Consider the following 18,204-nt stretch of genomic DNA (forward strand, 5'->3'; position numbering starts at 1 on the left):
GCGCCCGGCTCACACCCGTCGGCCGGTCAGAGTGCGGACACCCAGTACCGGTCGAAGGTCATCGTCCCGTTGCCCGAGGCACCGGTGCGGGTACCGGTCGTGGTGGTGGCCAGGGTGTACCAGGACTCGACGTAGTCCGGGTCGTCGGTCCACCAGGACGACGGCATCGCGTCGATGATCGCGTTGACCAGCGGGATGTACGCGCCCTGGTCGGTGATCGTCAGCAGCACCGCCGCCAGCGCCTTGGCCAGCGAGGAGTAGTTGGTGTTGCCGTCGTCCTCCATCATCACGACGTCGGCCAGGTTGTACTTGTACAGCGACCAGTTCACCAGGATCTGGTTCGGGTAGTACGTCTTGTTCGCGTCGTCCAGGTACGGCATGGTCACGGTGTCGACCCGCACCTTGCCGTCCAGGCCGAAGCCCGTCACCAGGTCGAAGATCTCCGCGGCGCCCTTGAACCAGGGCTCCTTCACGTCCTTGACGGTGACGGCGGTGACCCGGGTGGTCCAGAAACCGGTGGCAGCCGCGGCGGCCGGCGCACTCACCGGCGCCTGCAGACCGGCCGCGGCCAGCTCCTGCTGCAGCACCTTCATCCCGGCCTCGGTGGCCTTGTCGGTGTCCACGTCCACCAGGATCACCGGACGGTCCGGGGCGTGGTCCGCCGCCAGGTTGTACGTCTTGCCGGCGCTGTCGTACGCGACCACCACGGTGGCGTTGTCGTCCGACGGCGAGGAAGCCACCAGCGGCTCCATCCCGTCGACGGCCGCACCGACCAGCCGCGCCTGAAGCAGCGGACCGACCTCCGCGCCGAGACCCTTCGCGTCCGCGACCTGCCGGTCCGCCTTCGCGATGTGCGCACCGAACCCGTTCGCACCGGCCGTCGCCGACCCGGCGGTGAGACCACGCAGACCGACCGCCTTGCCCTGGGCGAGCGCGCCGGAGACCTGGCGCTGCCAGGCCTTGTCACCGAGCGACAGCGCGAGCGACCGCGCCGCACCGTCCTCGATGCCGTCCACGGCCGAAACACGCGTCGCGTGCCGCTGGGGGGCGGGGGCCGCGGACGCCAGGCCCGGAGCTGCCGTAACGGCGAGACCGGTCAACGTCAGACCGGTCAACACCGCACGGAACCGCCGTGCAGAGTGCAGGGAGAACATGGGGGAGCCTCCACCTGTGGTGACCGCCCGGGATCCCGGGCAAGCCATGGACGCCGAACCCGGGTCGGTCCGACGTGATGGTTCCTGGAGCGGCACCATGGTGGGGTATCAGGCGTCTACGCGAATAGACCTCGTGCGACCGTCCAGTACGGACCGGTCATGAAGTGTCCGTAATGTCTGTCCCAAATCGTGACCGTGTCTGCTCAAAATCTCCCACCAGCGGTCGGCGACGCCGTCCCCCGCGCCCCGGTTTCTCGCTCCCGCCTGCGTTTCGCCCCCCGCCGGGACAGGTTCTGCACGGATGATGGGGGCGCCCGTTCAACCGCTGATCCGAGGAGACCGCCCCGTGGCCCAAGAGCCCTTTCCCGAGGCCGAGTTGTGGCTGCTGCTCGGCCGCGCTGTCCAGGACTCCCCGGTGGCGAAGCGGCTGGGCCGGGATTTCGCCGAGGCGTTCGGTTCGCGGTTCGCGGTCGTGTCGACCGACAGCCTGCTGCTGGGCGTGACGGGCGGGAAGCTGAGCCTGTACGACTTGACGGGGCGTCCGGTGACTCCGCCCCGGGTGGCTGTGGTGCGGCTGGCGATGACCTCGCTGAGCAGCGACCGGGAGATCACCCTGCTGCGTCAACTCCAGGCGATGGGCACCGAGTTGATCAACCCACCCGACGCCGTCCTGACCTGCGTCAACAAGTTCTGGCAGCTCCAGCGGCTCGCCGAGGCCGGTCTGCCCGTACCGGACACCCGTACCTACACCGACACCCGGCCGGACCGGGCGCTGGTCGGGATCCCGGAGCCGTGCGTGGTGAAGGCGGTGCGCGGCAGTGGCGGCCACCAGGTGTTCCTGGCGCGGGACGCCGCGATGGTGGCCGACGTCCAGGGCTGCCTGCGCCCGGACGTGCCGTTCCTGTTCCAGCGCTACGTCGAGCACTCGCACGGCCGCGACCTGCGGGTGATCGTGGTGGACGGCCGGCCGGTGGCCGTCGGGTTGCGCACCGCCTCCAACGGCCTGATGCAGTCGAACGTTTCGCTCGGCGGCACCGTCGAGCCGTGCCCGGGCCGCTACCCGGTGGCGGAGCAACTCGCGGTGCGGGCCGCCGAGGAGGTCGGTCTGGTGCTGGCCGGCGTCGATCTGCTCTTCGAGGAGGACGGCACCTTCACCGTGTGCGAGGTGAACGCCAACGTCCGCTGGGGCGCGCGGGTCACCCAGGTGACCGAAGCCCTGATCGCCGCCTGCGCGGGCAGGTTGACGTAGCGTCAGATTCGGTGGGCAGCGACATAGCGCGCCGGGTCGCCGTCCCAGCGCGCCAGGGTCTGTGCGGCGAAGGTCCGGCCGGTGGCGACGATCTCGTCGAGCGGGTCGAGGTAGCCGGGCACGTGCGGGGGTTCGAGTCCGGCGGCGACCCTGGCGTCGAGGCCGTCCCGGGCGAGGCGGAGCAGTTCGGCGGCGAGGGGGCGTACGGGCGTGTCGCCGAGGCGGGTGTCGAGGCCGTGGACGGGGAGTCGGTTGCGGGCGGCGCGGTGTTCGGCGGCGCTGTGGTGGCCGGTCAACTCCCAGGCGGCGTCGCAGGATTGGCGGTGGTAGGTGAGGCCGGTCCAGAGCGCGGGCAGGGCGGCGAGGTGGGGGTGGGGCGGGCCGTCGGCGCCGCGCAGTTCGAGGGTGTGGCGGACGCGGGTGTCGGTCCAGAGCTGGTCGAGGTGGGCGGCCCAGCGCCGGGGGGCGTCGTCGAGGCCGTGGCGGAGCAGGTCGGCGAAGGTGCTGTCGGGGGCGCGGTGGTAGTGGCCGTCGCGGGTGCGGTAGTGGATCAGCGGGATGCCGAGCGCCCAGTCGACGATGTCGTCGGCGGCGACGTCGGGCCGCAGCGCGGGCGGCAGCAGGCCGGCCCGGCGGGGGTCCATTCGCAGCCAGGCCCAGGAGCGGTGGGACAGCAGTCCGCACGGACGGCCTTCGTGGAGTGGCGAGTTGACGAGCAGGGCGGAGATCACGGGGGCGACGGCGGTCTGCATCCGCAGTTTCCGGGTGAAGTCCTCGGGGCCGAGGAAGTCGAGGGTGGCCTGGGTGGAGAGCGACAGTCCCATCACGTGCGGGGCGCGGGCCCCGCCGGGGCCGAGGTCGGCGAAGTACTGGCGCATCAGGGCGCCGCGGGACATCGGTACCCACTCGACGTCGGCGAGCCGGCCGAAGGGCAGGTTGCCGCCGGGGACGAGGGCCAGGCCGAAGCCGGCGGCGAGGTCGGCGAGCCGGGCCAGCGCGGCGCGGACTTCGTCCATGGTCTTGCCGACGCCGGGGCCGGGGGTGGAGGAGTACTCGATCTGCCCGCCGTGTTCGAGCGTGACGGTGCTGCCGTCGGGCAGCCGGACGCCCGTCAGGCAGTCGCCGTCCAACTCCGGTTCGCCGCCCCAGTGTTGGAGCACCGCCTCCAGCAGAGTCCGCACTCCGCGCGGGCCGGAGTAGCGGGCGCCGATGCCGGTGGCGGGGTCGAGCAGGCCGCACTCGACCTCGACGCCGACCTGCTCGGTGGCGCCGGCGGGCGGCGTCAGCGGGGCGAGCAGCTGCGCCCGGTCCATCACGGGGCGCTCACCGGGGCCGCCGTGCGGGCCTCCCGGGCGTGGTCGAGCAGGGCGACGACGGCGCCGAGCGCGGACTGTGCGGCGCCCTGGCACCAGGCGTGCGCGCCGGACAGGTGCTCGCCGGCGAAGAAGATCCGCGGCCGGTTCGCGGGGTGCGGCGCGCCGAGCACCGACAGGTAGCGGGTGTGTTCGCCGGGGGTGAGGTGGGCGAACGCGCCGCCGCCCATGCCGGTCTGGACGTCCCAGTTGCAGTGCACGATGTCGTCGACGTCGCCGGTGATGCCGGGGTGCAGTTTCTCCAGGCACTCCAGCACCAGCGCCTCCCGGTCGGCCTGTTCGAGCGCGGCGAACCGGCGCGCGTTGGCTCCCCACAGGTAGGCGCCGAGCAGCGCGGCGGGTTCGGCGGAGCGCAGCCGGTCGAGGGCGCCCCAGCGGGGGGTGCCGGAGCCGTTGACGCCGCCGTCGGTGCGCACCGCGTTGTCGGACGGGTACCAGCACTGCTGGATCGGCAGGTCGGTGAAGCTGCCGCCGCCGTGGATGCCGTCCTCGATCTCCCAGCGGCGGCGGGTCACGTGCAGCACGGTCTTGGCGCTGGACGCGTAGCTGATGCCGCGCACCGCGTGGCGCTGGGCGTGCGGCAGGCCGGGGGTGACGGTGATCTGGTCGAGCGCGGGGGCGGGGATGCAGCAGACCACGAAGTCGGCGCGGTCTTCGATCCGGCTGCCGATCCGCCGCCCGTGCACCTGTACGCCGTCGGCGCGCAGCGTGAGTTCGTCGATCCGGGTGGACAGCCGCAGGGTGCCGGGACGCAGCGAGCGGACGAAGGCGTGCGCCAGGGAGTCCATGCCGTCGATGAGTTCGACCTGGCCGCGGTGGAACAGGCCGAAGTAGTCGACGAGGACTTCCAGCAGCGAGGACTGCTCGTAGTGGGCGAGGCCGCTGGCGTGGCCGAACAGGTCCCAGGCGTCCTGCGAGAGGTGCTGGTGGACGAACTGCCACAGCGAGAGCGAGGCGGCTCGCTCCAGGGCCGGGTCGTCCCAGCCGCCGTCCAGTGCGCGGCGCTGCTGTTCGACGGTGAGGGCCCGCCAGACGGGAGCGAGGACGCGTTCCAGCAGGGCGGACGGGGCGTGGCGTTCCTCGGGGCGGAGAGCGAAGGCGGGGAACAGCGAGGCGACTTCGCGGACCCGGACCCGGCTGCCGCGCAGGTGGTAGTAGGCCTGCGGGTTGGTGTTGACGAAGGGCCGGGTGGCCAGCCGGAACCGTTCCACGTAGTGCAGCACGCAGTGGTGGTTGGCGGGGATCCGCATCGCGCCGAGGTCGGCGTGCGTGCCGTCCCAGAACCGGTGGGTGCGGATCCGCCCGCCGGGCCGGTTGCCGCGTTCGTACACCGTCACGTCGAATCCGCGCCGCTGGAGCTCGTACGCGCACACCAGGCCGGCGATGCCGGCGCCGATCACGACCACTCGGCCGCCGGGTCCGGCGGTCGGTGTCAGCAGGGCGCGGGGGAACGCAAAACTGGTGTCGAACATCGGGACCCCTTCGGTGCGCGATACCGCGCGGCGCCCCGTCCTGCCCTGCTCGCACCCTCCCGTGCCCGGACGTCGCCGCGTCTTCGGAACACGCTGCCACCGGCCCGGCCGGTTCGCATCCGCACCGCCGGCCGGCCCCCCACCGGCCGCCGGTCAGGCCCTTACTTCAGGGATGGCGCCTGCCTGCGCTGGAGCCAGTAGCCCGCGAGCGACACGACCACGGTGAGGGCCAGGGCCAGCAGGGCGTCCACCCGGGATTCGGCGAGGACGATCATCACCGCGTACAGGCCGAGCAGGGCGAGCAGGACGGCCCAGGTGAGGCCGGGGAACAGCCAGACGGCGGTGCCCTCGGCGGGGCGGCGGCCGTCGGCGCGGTCGTGGCGGCCGAGCACCAGGTGGGCGGCGGCGATGCCGATCCAGGTGACGTAGACGGTGTCGCCGGTGATGTCGACGAGTCGACTGAAGGCGTCCGTGGGGTGGACCACCTCGAGCACCAGGCAGGCCGCGGCGAGCGCGGAGGTGAACAGGATCGCCGTGTGCGGGGCGCCGCGGCGGGAGATCCGGGCGAACAGCGACGGCGCGTCCTTGTCTCGGGCCAGCGCGAACAGCATCCGGGAGCTCGCGTAGACCTGCGAGTTCATGGTGGAGAGCATCGCCGCGAACAGCACCACGTTCAGCACGGTGGACGCGCCCGGCATGCCGAGGTGGTCCAGGGTGGCGGCGAACGGGCTGTCGCCGACGGCGGCGCTGTTCCACGGGAGCAGCAGCACCACGACGGACAGCGAGCCGAGGTAGAACACGGTGACCCGCCACATGATGGTGCGGGTGCTCTTGCGGATCGCGGCGGCGGCGTCCTCGGCCTCACCGGCGGCGATCGTGACGATCTCGGTGCCGGAGAAGGAGAACATCGCGCCGGAGGTGGCGATGACGATCCCGCTGAAGCCCATCGGCAGGAACCCGCCCTGGCCGAGCAGGTTGTCGGTGCCGGGGGCGGGCGTGCCGGGCAGCAGGCCGGACACGGCGACCAGGCCGACGCCGATGAACAGGGCGATCACGGCGACCTTCACCCAGACCACCCAGAACTCCATCTCGCCGTAGGCGCGGACGGAGCCGAGGTTGACGGCGGTCACCACGACCAGCATCAGCACGGCGATCAGCCAGACCGGCATGGCGGGGATCCAGCCGTGCACGATCTTCCCGGCGGCGATCGACTCGATGCACATGCCGAGCGGCCAGCCGACCCAGTAGATCCAGCCGCTGGCGAAGCCGGCCCAGCGGCCGAACGCCAGGCGGCCGTACACCGCGAAGGCGCCGGTGTCGGGGCGGGTCACCGACATCTCGGCGAGCATCCGCATCACCACGATGACGATGCCGGCGGTCAGCGCGTAGGAGATCAGCACGCCCGGGCCGGCCTGCTGGATGCTCACGCCGGAGCCGACGAACAGCCCGGCGCCGACCGCGCCGCCGATGCTGATCATGGTCATGTGGCGGCTGAGCAGGCTCCGCGACAGCTGCGCCCCGCCGGCCGCGACGGCCGTGTCGTGGGCGTCCTCGAGCAGCTGCGCCTCGGTGTTCTCTCTTACCTCGCTCACGACCGCAGCTCCACTCCGTGCCGGGCCTCCACCTGGTTCAGCAGCGCGCGGAACAGCGGCAGCCGCAGCTCCTCCACGGGCTCCAGCGCCTCGGGGTGCCACTGGACGCCGACCGTCCAGGCCGCGTCCGCGTCGCCGGTCAGCTCGACGGCCTCCACGCAGCCGTCGTCGGCCCGGGCCGAGACCGTCAGGCCCTCGCCGACCCGGTCCACCGCCTGGTGGTGCCCGGACGCGATGTCGATCCGGTCGCGGCCGAACGCCTCGGCGACCGCGCTGCCCGCCTCCAGCGAGACCTCGTGGGTGGCCCACTCGACCCCGGCCTGCGGGTTGTGCGTGACGTCGGTCGGCGCCATGTCCACGTGCAGGGTGCCGCCGCGGACGATGTTGAGCAGCTGCATGCCGCGGCAGATGCCGAGCATCGGGCGGCCGTTGTCGAGCGCGTACCGCAGCACGGCCTCGTCCAGCCGGTCCTGCACGGGGTTGACGTCGTACAGCGACGGGTGGTTCGCGTCCTCGCCGTACAGCGCCGGATCGACGTCCCCGCCGCCGGGCACCACGAAGCCGGCGCACTCGGCCAGTTCGGCGCCCGACGGGTTGCCCTCGGCGTCCGGCTGGAGCAGGACCGGGCGCGCGCCGGCGGCCCGGATCAGGTCGACGACCTGCTCGAAGATCGCGTTGGCCTCGCCGATGCGCGCGTCGGCGCCAGGAGCGTCGCCGTCGCTGAGACGGACGGGTATCCCGATGAGGGGTTCCGGGTGATCGGTGACGCTCATAAGCTCTCCATGAACAGCAGCTTGCGGATGAGATCCGAAATCTAGAAGATAGATTTCATGGATGGCAAGGGGTGGACCCAACACATCGAGCCGGTGCGCGCCGCAGGGGCGGCCGAGGCCATCGCACGACGGCTCGGCGAGCTGATCGGCGCACGGATCCTGGTCGGCGGTGACCGCCTGCCACCCGAGAAGACCCTGGCCGAGCTGTTCGGCGTCGCCGTGATGACCGTCCGGCACTCGATGGCGGTCCTCCGCGAGGACGGCCTGATCGAAACCCGCCGCGGCCGCGGCGCCGGCACCTTCGTCGTCCCCGACATCCTCACCCGGATCGGCGAACTGACCGCCCTCCACCCCTACACCCGCTCCGACATCGAAGAACTGACGGCCTGGCGGATCGCCATCTCCGGCGAAGCCTCCGCCCGCGCCGCACTACGCGCCTCCGACGCCGGCCTGGCCCGGATGCGCGAACTCGAGGACGCCGCCGACGCCGTCGTCGCCGACTCCGAGGCCTACCGCACCGCCGACGCCGGCCTCCACCTGTACATCGCCGAACTCTCCGGCTCCAGGCGCCTACTGGAAGCCGAACAGGGCATCCAACACGAACTGACCCGCCTCCTCGCCGGCCACCCCGGCGGCACCGAGTCCCGCAGCACCCCCTCCCAACGCCACCGCGCCCTCGCCGCCGCCATCGAGGCCCGCGACCCGTCCCGCGCCCGCAAACAGTTCACCATCCACGCGGAGGCCACCGCGGACCTCTGCCTCCCCTTCGTCCAGGAGCCGACCGAGTCCTGACCTCCCGCCGGGTTCAGGAGCCGGCCGAGCCCTGAACTCCCAGGCCATGAACTCCCGCCGGGGTCAGGGGAATTCGATTGCCCGGTGGCGCCGAGCCGGTCGCCCGGCGCCCGCAGTCCGCTGACCGGAAATCCTCGGACTGATCGCCAAGGGCACCACCAACCGCGAGGCAGCCCGACAGCTCTTCATCAGCGAGGCCACCGTCAAGACGCACCTGATCCACCTGCACGCCAAGCTCCACGCCACCGATCGCGCCTCCGCCGTGGCCGCAGGCTTCTCCCAGGGGTACCTGACGCCTTGACATGCCAACTCCCCCGACGGCGCCGGGGCGACCGTCGCCGGAGCCGCAGCGCCTACGGCTCCAGCCGGGGATCGTCGATGTCGACGGTGACAACCCCGGGCGGGTAGAGCTCCGGGTCGGCCGTCAGGATCAGGTGCTGCTGCGGGCGCGCCGGGGTGGGCAGACTCGCGGCGATCGCGTGCGCCAGGCCCTGGCTCCCGTAGCCGTCACGGACCATCGTCGCCACCAGCACGGCGGTACTCGCGTCGAGCGGCTCGAACTCCAAGGAGGGCAAGGCCAGGACCGCGCGAGCGGCACCCTCGTCCTCGATCTCGGCCTCGACCAGGCACAGCACCGGCACCACCAGATGCCGGAACGGGCTGTGCAGAGCGGCATCCATCACCCGGTGCAGGCGCGGGTGACCGGCGGCCAGCGCGGCCAGGGCGCTGGAATCCAGAATGATCACGCGCTGCGCCTCGGGGTGACCTTGGCACGGGCGTCCTCCGCGGCGATGCCATAGACCCGCCGCAGCAGGTCCGGCCCCTGGTCCAGCTCCGCGTCGGTGAAGGTCATCCCGAAATGCTCCCGGAGTAGCCGGCGGCCCTCGGCCACGCGCTCGGCGATCTGCTCCACAGTGGGCTGCTGCTCCACCAGCAGCGCCACCTGGGCGCCGATCGTGGTACCGCGGGCCGCCGCGAGAGCGGCCAGCCGGTCACGCGTATCAGGGGAAACCTTGATCGTCGCATCAGCCATACCACGAGCGTACACCGCTGGTGTACCAGCGGTGTACCGCAAGGGATCGGCAGCCTAGAAGCCGAGCGGCGTGTACGTGGACATCGTCTGCGCGAACGCCTGCCCGTTGGCGGGTGCGGCGGCGACCGGGAAGGTGGTGACCACGCTGCCGTTGGCGGGTGCGATGCCGAGGTACTCGCCCAGCATGCGGCCCTGGTTGGTGTCGGGCATGAGGGTGAGGGGCATGGCGTCGGCGAGCGGGGTGGTGCGTTTCTTCCAGGTGCGGCCGCCGTCGGTGGAGGAGAGGTACTTGACGGAGACGGCGCCGTTCCAGAGGTCGTTGTAGACGATGGCGAAGCGGCCGGGGTTGAGCGGGTCGGCCGTGATCGACGGGGCGAACTGGTTGCTGGCGGCGCACAGGGCGGTGTCGGGGCAGGTGTCGATCTCGGTGACCGTCCAGTTCTGGCCGTCCGTCGAGGTGGCCTGGACGAGGTTGTTCCAGGCGCAGCCGGTCGCGGTGCGGCAGCCGTGCCAGACGGCGTTGATGCGGCCGGTGCTGTCGGTGTCGGCGGAGACCACGGAGACGTCGCGCAGGCCCGGGACGTCGTACTGGCTGCCGCTGCTGATCGGTACCGGGCTGGTCCAGGCGGTGCCGCCGCCGGTCATCGTGAAGGAGCTGACGCGGCCGGCCAGCCCGTACAGGACGACCAGGGTGCCGTCCGGGCGGACCACCGGGAAGCTTCCGTTGGCGGACGGTCGGGGGCCGTTGAGCGGCGTCCAACTCAGGCCGCCGTCAACGGACTTGGCGAGCTCGACCTGGTAACCGGCGAGCTTGGTGACGGTCAGGTAGCAGGTGCCGTAGGAGGGGCTGGAGGCCCAGTTGTCGCAGGCGATCCACTCCTTGTCCCAGGCGCCGCCGTCGTTGCCGATCGCCCAGGTGGGGGCGGACCAGTGACTGCCGCCGTCGGTGGAGCGGTTGACCATGATGCCGCGGCCGTCGCCCCCGTCGAAGACCAGGCTGCCGACCATCCAGGTGTCGTGCCGGGCGCTGTACGCCACCACCGGGTCGCTGGCGCGTTCGTGGGTGCCGCCGGCGGCGACGGTGAGGCCGGGCAGGGCGCCGGACGTCCAGCTGAGTCCGCCGTCGCGGGAGGCGGCGAAGCCGGTGTTGGTCGAGCCGCCGCTGTAGCCCCGGCCGACCTGGTAGGCGCTGACGACGGTGCCGCCCCAGCCGAAGCTGTCCGCCTCGACGGCGGCCGAGTGCTGGGTGTCGGCGTTGCTGTAGGGGTCCGTGCCGACGGTGTAGAGGCCGGCGGTGAAGGTGCGGCACCCCAGGGACGTCTCGGCTGCCCGGCGCGGTGCGCCGCCGTAGACGTTGACAGCGGCCAGGCAGATGGTCTGCGGGCCCGCCGGGGCGGCCGGCAGCGTCTGCGAGAAGCCGTGGGCGCCGACGTCGGGGCGGTAGGTGTTGGCGGTGAACGTCTGAACCAGCGTGCCGTTGCGGCGAACCCTGACCTGCACCGGTCCGGCCGTGTCGGGGTCGGCGGCCCAACCCGCCACCACGACGCCGCCGTTGGCGCCGTACATCGCGTCGAGCCAGCCCTCGGCGGCCCGGTCGGGCTCCGGCGGGTCCGGCTGCTCGAAGCAGATCGGCGGCGGATCGGGCTGGTCGCAGAACGGCGACGCCTGCGCGCGGCCCGGTGCGACGAGAACGGATGCGACGGCGGCGACGCCGGTCAGCAGCAGAGCCACCGACCGGCCCGCGGCCAGGAATCGTCTGGACAACTTGACCCCCCGGGTTTCCAGTTGCGGTACCCCAGAGAGTGGCAAGCGCGAGTAAATGCTCCGTCAACACCGAATAGGCGTCCGGAACCGCCTCTGTGGGAAGATCCGCAGGTGAGTGCCATATCGACGCCCAGTAAGCCGGTCCAGCTCTGTGCGGCCCCCGGCTGTTCGCAGCCCACCGCGTACCGCACCCGCTCCCGCGACGCCTGGTGCGACGACCACATCACCGAAATCCTGCGCGCCGGCGGCCTGGAGCCGCTCGAGCCCTTCGCGAAGCCGACGGCCTGGCGGCTGACCAGGTGCCTCAACTGCGGCTGCGAGGCGCACTACCGCCTCGAGTACACGCTGGAGAAGAACAAGGAAGGCGAGGCGACCTGCCGGGCCTGCTACTGGCGGCAGTGGGCGCTGGACGTACGCCGCAACCAGGGCCCGTACGCCGACCTGACGCCCGTTCCGGTCGAGCAGGCGCGCGCCCACGCCGAGCAGCACGGCTACGAGCACCTGGCCGCGCTGACCGAACCGTCGCTGGAGGGCGACCCGCACCACGTCCGCTGCCGGTACTGCGGGCGGCAGGCCGCCGAGCGGATGGGCGACATCGCGTTCGGCTGCCGGTGCGGGACCAACCCGAGCCGGGCCCGGCAGACTTCGAACGCGCCGGGCGAGAAGAAGCGGGACCTGCTCAAGGACTCGGGGCTGCCCGTGCTCGACTGGTGGGACCACGAGGCCAATGACGCCGCGCAGTGGGAGACCGTCACCGTCACCGCCGTGCGCGAGGTGGCCTGGCACTGTCCCGACTGCGACCTGCGGTTCCGGGCCCGGGTCAGCGACATGCTGCACAGCCGGCGGTGCCCGGCATGCGAACCCAAGCGCCGCGCCGAACGGGACGCCGAGCTGGCCCGGCTGAAGGTGACACCGGTCGCCGACATACCCGAGCTCCTCGAAGCGTGGGCCGACGAGGAGGACCCGCGCACGGTGTGCGTCGCCGGCGACCACTGGTTGCGCCGCTTCCGCTGCCCTCAGGGCCACCACCCCAGGGTGACCCCGCTGCGGTACCTGGAGTCGGGCTGCCCGTCCTGCCGGAGCCTGAAGACCGCCGCCGCCCGCAAGGAGGCCGAGGCCCTCGAGGCGGCCCCGTTCCGGCTGAGCCCGGAGCTCGCCGGCCAGTGGCACCCGACCCGCAACGGCCGCACCAGCCTGGCCAAGATCTCGCCCAAGTCGCGCCGCACCGTCTGGTGGCAGGACCCGGTCTGCGGCCACGAGTGGCAGGACACGCCCGAGCAGCGCGAAAAGGGACATCGACTGCGCTGCCCCGAGTGCCGCACCATCCTCGACTCGCTGGCCTTCCACTTCCCGGACCTCGCCGCCGAGTGGTCCCCCGCCAACCCGCTCTCCCCCTGGCAGGTCCGCCCCACCGCGCAGACCGTGTTCGTCCCCGTCTGGACCTGCCCCGGCGGGCACACCTGGCAGGCGCCGCTCGCCTCCCGCACCAACGGCAGCGGCTGCCCGGAGTGCCGCGAACACGGCAAGTCGCAGGTGGAGCTGAGCCACCACGCGGCCGCGGAGCGGGCGTTCGGCGCGGCCGCCTCCGGCCGGACGGTGCGCCACCCCGCGTTCGTCCGCCGTGCCCTGTGGTCCGTCGACATCACGGTCGACCTCCCCGACGGCCGCACCCTCGCCATCGAGTACGACGGCGCCTACTGGCACGCCGACAAGACCGCCCTCGACACCGAGAAGTCCCGCGACCTGCTCGCCGCCGGCCACCTGGTCGCCCGCCTCCGCGAACACCCGCTCCCACCGCTGCCGGTCGACGACCCCGGCTACGCCGAGTTCACCGTCCACTCGAGCGCTCCACGTCCCGACGAGGTCATCGAGCGGGTGAAGAACTGGGCGCTCGCCGAGCGGAGTTGAGAATGCCGGGACGCCGGAGAGCCGGGCCTCATTCCGCGCGCCCGTACAATGCGACACCGAACTGCCGCGGGTCGGCCCGCGGCTTGCGACGACGAAACGGACGGAGGGAGCACCCGTGCCCAGCCAACGGTCCATCAACGAGGCGGAGCGGCTCGTCGGGGCGAAGCTCGGCGGCATCCCCGTCCGCGCGGAGCGGATGGCGGCGGTGGCCAACATCTACCGGGCCGCGTCCGCGGTGCGGCAGCACCTGGAGAACTCGGTGCTGCGCGGCTCGGACCTGACCTGGACCGCGTTCGTGGTGCTCTGGGTGGTGTGGGTGTGGGGCGAGTCCGAGACCCGGCGGGTCGCCGAGGAGGCGGGCATCTCCAAGGGCACGCTGACCGGGGTGTCCCGCACCCTGGAGTCGCGCGGCCTGCTGCGGCGCGTCGACCATCCGACCGACGGCAGGCTGGTGCTGCTCGCGCTCACCGCGGAGGGTGAGGAGTTCATGCGCGAGGTGTTCCCGGCGTTCAACGAGGAAGAGTCGTTCGTCACCGCGCAGTTGAGCGACGAGGAGTGCCACAGCCTGGCCGACGGGCTGCGCCGGGTGGTGCTCCAGGTCGAGGAACACGGCGAGGACCGGCGCCGGTCGCTGCTGAACGGCGAGGAGCCGGCCCCGCGCCGCAGCGGCCGGCGTCCTCGCGGCTAGTGCCGCGTCAGGCAACCTTCGCCCCGTCGCGACGCGCCCCCAGCCCTTGGGGGCTGGGAGGTACCCCCAGGCACGCACTCTCGCCGCACCGGTCGAAAACCCAAGTACATCCAGTACGAGGGCTTCCGTCCGGCACGCCGACAGCACGCACCGGACGCCGCTCCTTGACGGGCAAAGGCTGCCTGACGCGGCACTAGTGTCCGGTGTCCTCGCACTGTCGAAGGACCCGCAGTTCGGTGCGCCCACCGCTATGGGCTCGTGAGCATCGTTCTCCCGTGGGCCATTGGAACCCGATCGGCCCACTTGGATTGCCGGCCCCGGCAGAATGGGTTGATCATAATCGTGCAACAAACTCGGGCCAGAACGCTTCGCTTTTCCCGAGAGGGGCGGAGCCGATCACGCGCGAGAGGGAGTATTCGTCATGGCGAATACAGCACTCAGGAGGGTCCTTGTCACGGGGGCCGGCACCGGTTTCGGGTTGGAAGCCGCCATGCGCCTGGCCGAGAAAGGGTTCGACGTGATCGCCGGGGTGGAGATCTACGCCCAGGTGCAGACACTGAAATGGCAGGCGGTCGAGCGCGGGGTGGAGCTTCAGGTGGAGAAGCTCGACGTCACGAACGACGGTGACCGCCGCAAGGCCCTCAAGTGGGGTGTGGAAATCCTCGTCAACAACGCCGGCGTCGGCGAAGGCGGCTCCACGGTCGACATCCCCGAATCGAACATTCGTCACCAGTTCGAAGTCAATGTCACCGGGCCCCTTCTCCTCACTCAGGGGATCGCCAAGCAGATGGTCAAGCGCGGGGCGGGCCGCATCGTCTGGGTTTCTTCGAGGGAAGGCCTGAACGTCAACCCGTTCACCGGCATCTACTCCGCCTCCAAGCACGCAGTCGAGGCGATCGCCGAGACCATGGCCTATGAGCTGCAGGAACACAATGTCGAAGTCGCCACGGTCAATCCCGGGCCTTTCTTGACCGGATTCAACGACCGCATGTTCCAGACCTGGGAGAGCTGGGAGGACGACCCGTCGCAGCGACTTTTCGACTACTCCGAGCTGTCCTTCCCTCGCGCACAGTTCGACCCGGAAGCGGTCTGTGCGACGTTGACGGCTGTCGCTGCCGGCGAGGTCGACAGTTACCGGAATCTGGAGCCGAAGTCGATGCTTGAAGAGACCAGGCAGCTTCAGGAGGTTCCGTGGAATCGCAAGACCACGGACGGCCTCGGGACCCGGCACCCGTCCATCCAGCATTCCTACGAGATGCGGCCGGAGACTCCTTTCACCCAGTGACCCCGATTCCCGGCCGGCCGTAAGCAGTCCTGCGGGATCGCGGCCTGAACCGATTTCCCGGTATCAGATTCCTCCAAGATTCAAAGGTGTTCTCCCATGGCCAGAATTCTTTTCGTGATGACCGGAGCAAGCTACTGGACGCTCAAGAACGGCCACCGGCATCCGACCGGGTACTGGGCCGAGGAGTTCACGAGTCCGTACAGCGTGTTCACCGGGGCCGGCCACGAGGTCACCGTCGCCACCCCGGGCGGTGCCGTACCCGTCTGCGACACGATGGGCCTGCGGCCCCGCTTCACCGGGGGAGAAGAGGCATCCGTCGAGCAGGAAGGCATCATCGAGGAGGCCGAGCAGCTCCGCCACGCCGTCCCGATCAAGGACGTGGACCTCCGTGACTACGACGCGGTCTACTACCCGGGCGGCCACGGTCCCATGGAGGACCTGTGGCGCGATGCCGATTCCGGGCTGCTGCTGAGGAGGGCCCTCGCGTCCGGCAAGCCGCTCGGCCTCGTCTGCCATGCCCCGGCGGCGCTGCTCGCCACCCGGGACGAGAAGGGTGACACGCCGTTCGCCGACTACCGCGTCACCGGTTTCACGAACGACGAGGAGGCGGGCGTCGGGTTCGCCGACAAGGCCGAGTGGCTCATGGAGGACGAGGTCAGAAAGCTTCCCACGGACTACTCCCGCGGCCCGATGTGGGAGTCGTACACGGTGGTCGACCGCAACCTGTACACCGGACAGAACCCGGCGTCCTCCGGCCCGCTGGCCACGCTCATGCTCAAGAACCTCTCGTAGGGCGGGACCACTCGCGTCACCGGGACCCCGCCGCCTCCCGCACCAGCGCATCGAAGATCGACTGCTGGATCAGGTCTTGGTCCGCGGTGTCCTCCGGGTGCCACTGCACGGCCACCAACCAGCCGTCGTGGCCGTCGAGTTCGAGCGCCTCGACGGTTCCGTCGGCGGCCCGGGCGGAGACGGTCAGGCCCTCCCCCGGCTTGTCCACGTGCTGGTGGTGGTAGCAGGACGCCTCCACGACGTCCGCGCCGGTGGTCGAAAGAAGCGCGGTGTCGGGCGTGAGCGCGACGGGGTGGCGCAGGTGGCGGTGTTCGTGGTCGGGGCCGCCCATGTCCTGGTGCAGGGTGCCGCCGAGCGCGGTGTTGACCACCTGGAGTCCGCGGCAGATCGCCAGCACCGGCAGCCTCAAGTCGATCGCGGCCCGGGCGAGTTCGAGGTCGAAGGCGTCCTGTTCGTCGTCCACGTCGTACACGGCCTCGTGCACGTCGGCGCAGCCGTAGCGGTGCGGCGCGAGGTCCCCGCCGCCGGGCAGCAGCAGCCCGTCGAAGCGCTCGAGCCGCTCCCGCACCTCGGCGGGGTCGGCGACGCCGCCGGGCGCGTGCGGGTGCAGGGTGGCGGGTTCGCCGCCGGCCCGCCAGACGGCCTCGATCAGGGCGCGGGCGTTGACCTCGGCGGCGTACCGCAGCGCGGAGGTGGACGCGGCGAAGCGGGCGGGTATCGCGATCAGCGGGCGGTGGCTCACAGCTGGATCCAGGTGGTCTTGAGTTCGGTGTACTTCTCCAGCGCGTGCGCGGACTTGTCGCGCCCGTTGCCGGACTGCTTCATGCCGCCGAAGGGCACGGTGAGGTCGCCCTCCTCGTAGCAGTTGACCCAGACGGTGCCGGCCTTGAGGCTGCGGGAGACCAGGTGGGCGGTGGACAGGTCGGAGGTCCACAGGCCGGCCGCGAGGCCGTACTCGGTGGCGTTGGCGAGGGCGACGGCCTCGTCGAGGTCGTCGAAGGCGAGGACGGAGAGGACGGGGCCGAAGACCTCCTCGCGGGCGAGGCGGCTGCCGGGGGCGACCTGGTCGAAGACGGTGGGTTCCAGGTACGAGCCGCCGGAGGAGGCCAGGGTGCGGGCGCCGCCCGCACGGAGCCGGGCGCCGTCCGCGAGCGCGGTGCCGACGTGGTCGAGCACCCGGCCGAGGTGGCTCTCGCCGACCAGGGCGCCCATCTCGGTGGCGGGGTCGAGCGGGTCGCCGACCCGCAGCGCGCGGGCGCGGGCCACCACGGCCTCGGTGACCTGTTCGGCGATCGAGCGGTGCACCAGCAGCCGGGAGGGCGCGGTGCACATCTCGCCCTGGTTGAAGAAGATGCCCCAGGCGGCGGTGGCGGCGGCCCGGTCGAGGTCGGGGGCGTCGGGGAGGATGATGTTGGGCGACTTGCCGCCGAGTTCCAGCCAGACCCGCTTGAGGTTGGAGTCGGCGGAGTAGCGCAGGAATTGGCGTCCGACGGCGGTGGAGCCGGTGAAGGCGAGCACGTCGACGTCCGTGTGCAGGCCGAGGGCCCGGCCGGCCACCGGGCCGTTGCCGGCGACGATGTTGAGCACGCCCGGCGGCAGTCCGGCCTCCAGGCCGATCCGGCCGAGCAGCAGCGCGGACAGCGGCGAGTTCTCGGAGGGCTTGAGCACCACGGTGCAGCCGGCGGCCAGGGCGGGGGCGATCTTCCAACCGGCCAGCGTGAGCGGGAAGTTCCAGGGGACGACGGCGCCGACCACGCCGGCGGGCTCGCGGGTGACGAGCGCCAGGGCGTCGGACGCGGTGTGCGGGGCCTCGTCGGTGAGCTTGTCGGCGAGTCCGCCGTACCAGCGGAAGGTGTTGATGGCTGCGCGCAGTTCGATGTCGTGCGCGTCGGTGACGGGCTTGCCCATCTCCAGGCTGACGGTGAGCGCGAGTTCGACCCGGTGCTGTTCCAGCAGGTCGGCGAAGCGCAGCAGCACCCGTCCGCGCTCGGTCGGGGAGAGCCGGGGCCAGGGGCCGCGGTCGAAGGCCCGGCGGGCGGCGGCGACGGCCGCGTCCACCTCGGCCTCACCGGCGTCGGCGACCTGGGCGAGCACCCGGCCGTCGCGGGGCGACACCACGGCGAACGTCCCGCCGCCGCCGGCCTCGTCGGCGCCTTCGATCAGGTGCGTGGTGACGGGGCGCAGTGCCTCGGCCCGGCGCAGCCAGTCCTCGTGGGTCATGCGGTCCTCCAGGAGCGGGGGGGGGGGGGGGGGGGGGGGGGGGGGGGGGGGGGGGGGGGGGGGGGGGGGGGGGGGGGGGGGGGGGGGGGGGGGGGGGGGGGGGGGGGGG

At 71.9% G+C, this 18,204-nt stretch carries 16 protein-coding genes and 1 pseudogene; 7 read left to right on the forward strand and 10 right to left on the reverse strand.

The features are described from left to right. Positions 1-26: 26 nt before the first annotated feature. Positions 27-1,016 (reverse strand): DUF3103 family protein, encoded by a 990-nt coding sequence (locus tag ACGFWJ_RS05210; protein ID WP_392945395.1) that lies wholly within the window; start codon positions 1,014-1,016, stop codon positions 27-29. A 484-nt stretch (positions 1,017-1,500) separates the two neighbouring features. On the opposite strand from ACGFWJ_RS05210, the gene ACGFWJ_RS05215 reads away from it, so the two are divergent. Further along, complete coding sequence (locus ACGFWJ_RS05215; protein ID WP_392945397.1) at positions 1,501-2,403, forward strand: RimK family alpha-L-glutamate ligase; 903 nt, start codon at positions 1,501-1,503, stop codon at positions 2,401-2,403. Between the two features lie 2 nt (positions 2,404-2,405). Here ACGFWJ_RS05215 and ACGFWJ_RS05220 read toward each other — a convergent pair whose 3' ends face one another. From ACGFWJ_RS05220 to ACGFWJ_RS05235, 4 genes are all read right to left on the reverse strand, one after another. After that, positions 2,406-3,716, reverse strand: coding sequence for a glutamate-cysteine ligase family protein (locus tag ACGFWJ_RS05220; RefSeq protein WP_392945398.1), 1,311 nt, complete (start codon positions 3,714-3,716; stop codon positions 2,406-2,408). Continuing rightward, positions 3,716-5,248 carry a flavin monoamine oxidase family protein gene (locus tag ACGFWJ_RS05225; protein WP_392945400.1) on the reverse strand — a complete coding sequence of 511 codons (1,533 nt, stop codon included), beginning with the start codon at positions 5,246-5,248 and terminating at the stop codon, positions 3,716-3,718. Before ACGFWJ_RS05225 ends, ACGFWJ_RS05220 begins: the two co-directional genes overlap by 1 nt. A 161-nt stretch (positions 5,249-5,409) precedes the next feature. Then, complete coding sequence (locus tag ACGFWJ_RS05230; RefSeq protein ID WP_392945402.1) at positions 5,410-6,840, reverse strand: amino acid permease; 1,431 nt, start codon at positions 6,838-6,840, stop codon at positions 5,410-5,412. Beyond that, positions 6,837-7,613 carry a gamma-glutamyl-gamma-aminobutyrate hydrolase family protein gene (locus ACGFWJ_RS05235; protein WP_392945404.1) on the reverse strand — a complete coding sequence of 259 codons (777 nt, stop codon included), beginning with the start codon at positions 7,611-7,613 and terminating at the stop codon, positions 6,837-6,839. The genes ACGFWJ_RS05230 and ACGFWJ_RS05235 overlap by 4 nt, the downstream gene beginning before the upstream one ends. Before the next feature lie 57 nt (positions 7,614-7,670). Here ACGFWJ_RS05235 and ACGFWJ_RS05240 point away from each other — a divergent pair, with 57 nt between their 5' ends. Together ACGFWJ_RS05240 and ACGFWJ_RS05245 are read left to right on the forward strand one after the other, a co-directional pair. Then, positions 7,671-8,405 carry a FadR/GntR family transcriptional regulator gene (locus ACGFWJ_RS05240; RefSeq protein WP_392945406.1) on the forward strand — a complete coding sequence of 245 codons (735 nt, stop codon included), beginning with the start codon at positions 7,671-7,673 and terminating at the stop codon, positions 8,403-8,405. Between the two features lie 127 nt (positions 8,406-8,532). Continuing rightward, positions 8,533-8,706 (forward strand): annotated as a pseudogene (locus ACGFWJ_RS05245) (response regulator transcription factor); the annotation flags it as partial. A 52-nt stretch (positions 8,707-8,758) separates the two neighbouring features. On the opposite strand, the gene ACGFWJ_RS05250 reads toward ACGFWJ_RS05245, so the two are convergent. From ACGFWJ_RS05250 to ACGFWJ_RS05260, 3 genes are read right to left on the reverse strand one after another with little or no spacing between them, the layout of a single operon-like run. Beyond that, on the reverse strand, positions 8,759-9,151 hold the full coding sequence (locus ACGFWJ_RS05250) for a hypothetical protein (protein WP_392945408.1): 393 nt from the start codon (positions 9,149-9,151) through the stop codon (positions 8,759-8,761). Next, on the reverse strand, positions 9,148-9,438 hold the full coding sequence (locus ACGFWJ_RS05255) for a hypothetical protein (protein ID WP_392945410.1): 291 nt from the start codon (positions 9,436-9,438) through the stop codon (positions 9,148-9,150). Before ACGFWJ_RS05255 ends, ACGFWJ_RS05250 begins: the two co-directional genes overlap by 4 nt. Before the next feature lie 54 nt (positions 9,439-9,492). Beyond that, complete coding sequence (locus tag ACGFWJ_RS05260; protein ID WP_392945412.1) at positions 9,493-11,202, reverse strand: sialidase family protein; 1,710 nt, start codon at positions 11,200-11,202, stop codon at positions 9,493-9,495. 111 nt (positions 11,203-11,313) lie between these two features. Between ACGFWJ_RS05260 and ACGFWJ_RS05265 the strand changes: the two genes are divergently transcribed. The 4 genes from ACGFWJ_RS05265 to ACGFWJ_RS05280 all read left to right on the forward strand — a co-directional run bounded on the left by ACGFWJ_RS05265 (position 11,314) and on the right by ACGFWJ_RS05280 (position 15,875). Next, the gene (locus ACGFWJ_RS05265) at positions 11,314-13,110 is read left to right on the forward strand and encodes a zinc-ribbon domain-containing protein (RefSeq protein WP_392945414.1); all 1,797 of its coding nucleotides are present in this window, start codon (positions 11,314-11,316) and stop codon (positions 13,108-13,110) included. 115 nt (positions 13,111-13,225) lie between these two features. Next, positions 13,226-13,798 (forward strand): MarR family winged helix-turn-helix transcriptional regulator, encoded by a 573-nt coding sequence (locus ACGFWJ_RS05270; RefSeq protein ID WP_387636010.1) that lies wholly within the window; start codon positions 13,226-13,228, stop codon positions 13,796-13,798. A gap of 421 nt (positions 13,799-14,219) precedes the next feature. Beyond that, positions 14,220-15,083, forward strand: coding sequence for an SDR family oxidoreductase (locus ACGFWJ_RS05275; protein WP_392945417.1), 864 nt, complete (start codon positions 14,220-14,222; stop codon positions 15,081-15,083). Positions 15,084-15,179: 96 nt separating this feature from the next. Next, positions 15,180-15,875, forward strand: a complete 696-nt coding sequence (locus tag ACGFWJ_RS05280) for a type 1 glutamine amidotransferase domain-containing protein (RefSeq protein WP_392945419.1) — start codon at positions 15,180-15,182, stop codon at positions 15,873-15,875. 16 nt (positions 15,876-15,891) lie between these two features. Here ACGFWJ_RS05280 and ACGFWJ_RS05285 read toward each other — a convergent pair whose 3' ends face one another. After that, positions 15,892-16,617, reverse strand: coding sequence for a gamma-glutamyl-gamma-aminobutyrate hydrolase family protein (locus tag ACGFWJ_RS05285; RefSeq protein WP_392945421.1), 726 nt, complete (start codon positions 16,615-16,617; stop codon positions 15,892-15,894). Next, positions 16,614-18,095, reverse strand: coding sequence for an aldehyde dehydrogenase (locus ACGFWJ_RS05290; protein ID WP_392945423.1), 1,482 nt, complete (start codon positions 18,093-18,095; stop codon positions 16,614-16,616). Before ACGFWJ_RS05290 ends, ACGFWJ_RS05285 begins: the two co-directional genes overlap by 4 nt. Between the last annotated feature and the right edge of the window lie 109 nt (positions 18,096-18,204).

Source organism: Kitasatospora sp. NPDC048407 (assembly GCF_043200475.1).
Taxonomy (GTDB): Bacteria; Actinomycetota; Actinomycetes; order Streptomycetales; family Streptomycetaceae; genus Kitasatospora.

Coding starts and splice junctions, on each gene's coding strand:
- ACGFWJ_RS05220 (WP_392945398.1), bottom strand. CDS start 3,716: ATGGACCGGGCGCAGCTGCTCGCCCCGCTGACGCCGCCCGCCGGCGCC.
- ACGFWJ_RS05225 (WP_392945400.1), bottom strand. CDS start 5,248: ATGTTCGACACCAGTTTTGCGTTCCCCCGCGCCCTGCTGACACCGACC.
- ACGFWJ_RS05235 (WP_392945404.1), bottom strand. CDS start 7,613: ATGAGCGTCACCGATCACCCGGAACCCCTCATCGGGATACCCGTCCGT.
- ACGFWJ_RS05240 (WP_392945406.1), top strand. CDS start 7,671: ATGGATGGCAAGGGGTGGACCCAACACATCGAGCCGGTGCGCGCCGCA.
- ACGFWJ_RS05255 (WP_392945410.1), bottom strand. CDS start 9,438: ATGGCTGATGCGACGATCAAGGTTTCCCCTGATACGCGTGACCGGCTG.
- ACGFWJ_RS05275 (WP_392945417.1), top strand. CDS start 14,220: ATGGCGAATACAGCACTCAGGAGGGTCCTTGTCACGGGGGCCGGCACC.
- ACGFWJ_RS05280 (WP_392945419.1), top strand. CDS start 15,180: ATGGCCAGAATTCTTTTCGTGATGACCGGAGCAAGCTACTGGACGCTC.
- ACGFWJ_RS05290 (WP_392945423.1), bottom strand. CDS start 18,095: ATGACCCACGAGGACTGGCTGCGCCGGGCCGAGGCACTGCGCCCCGTC.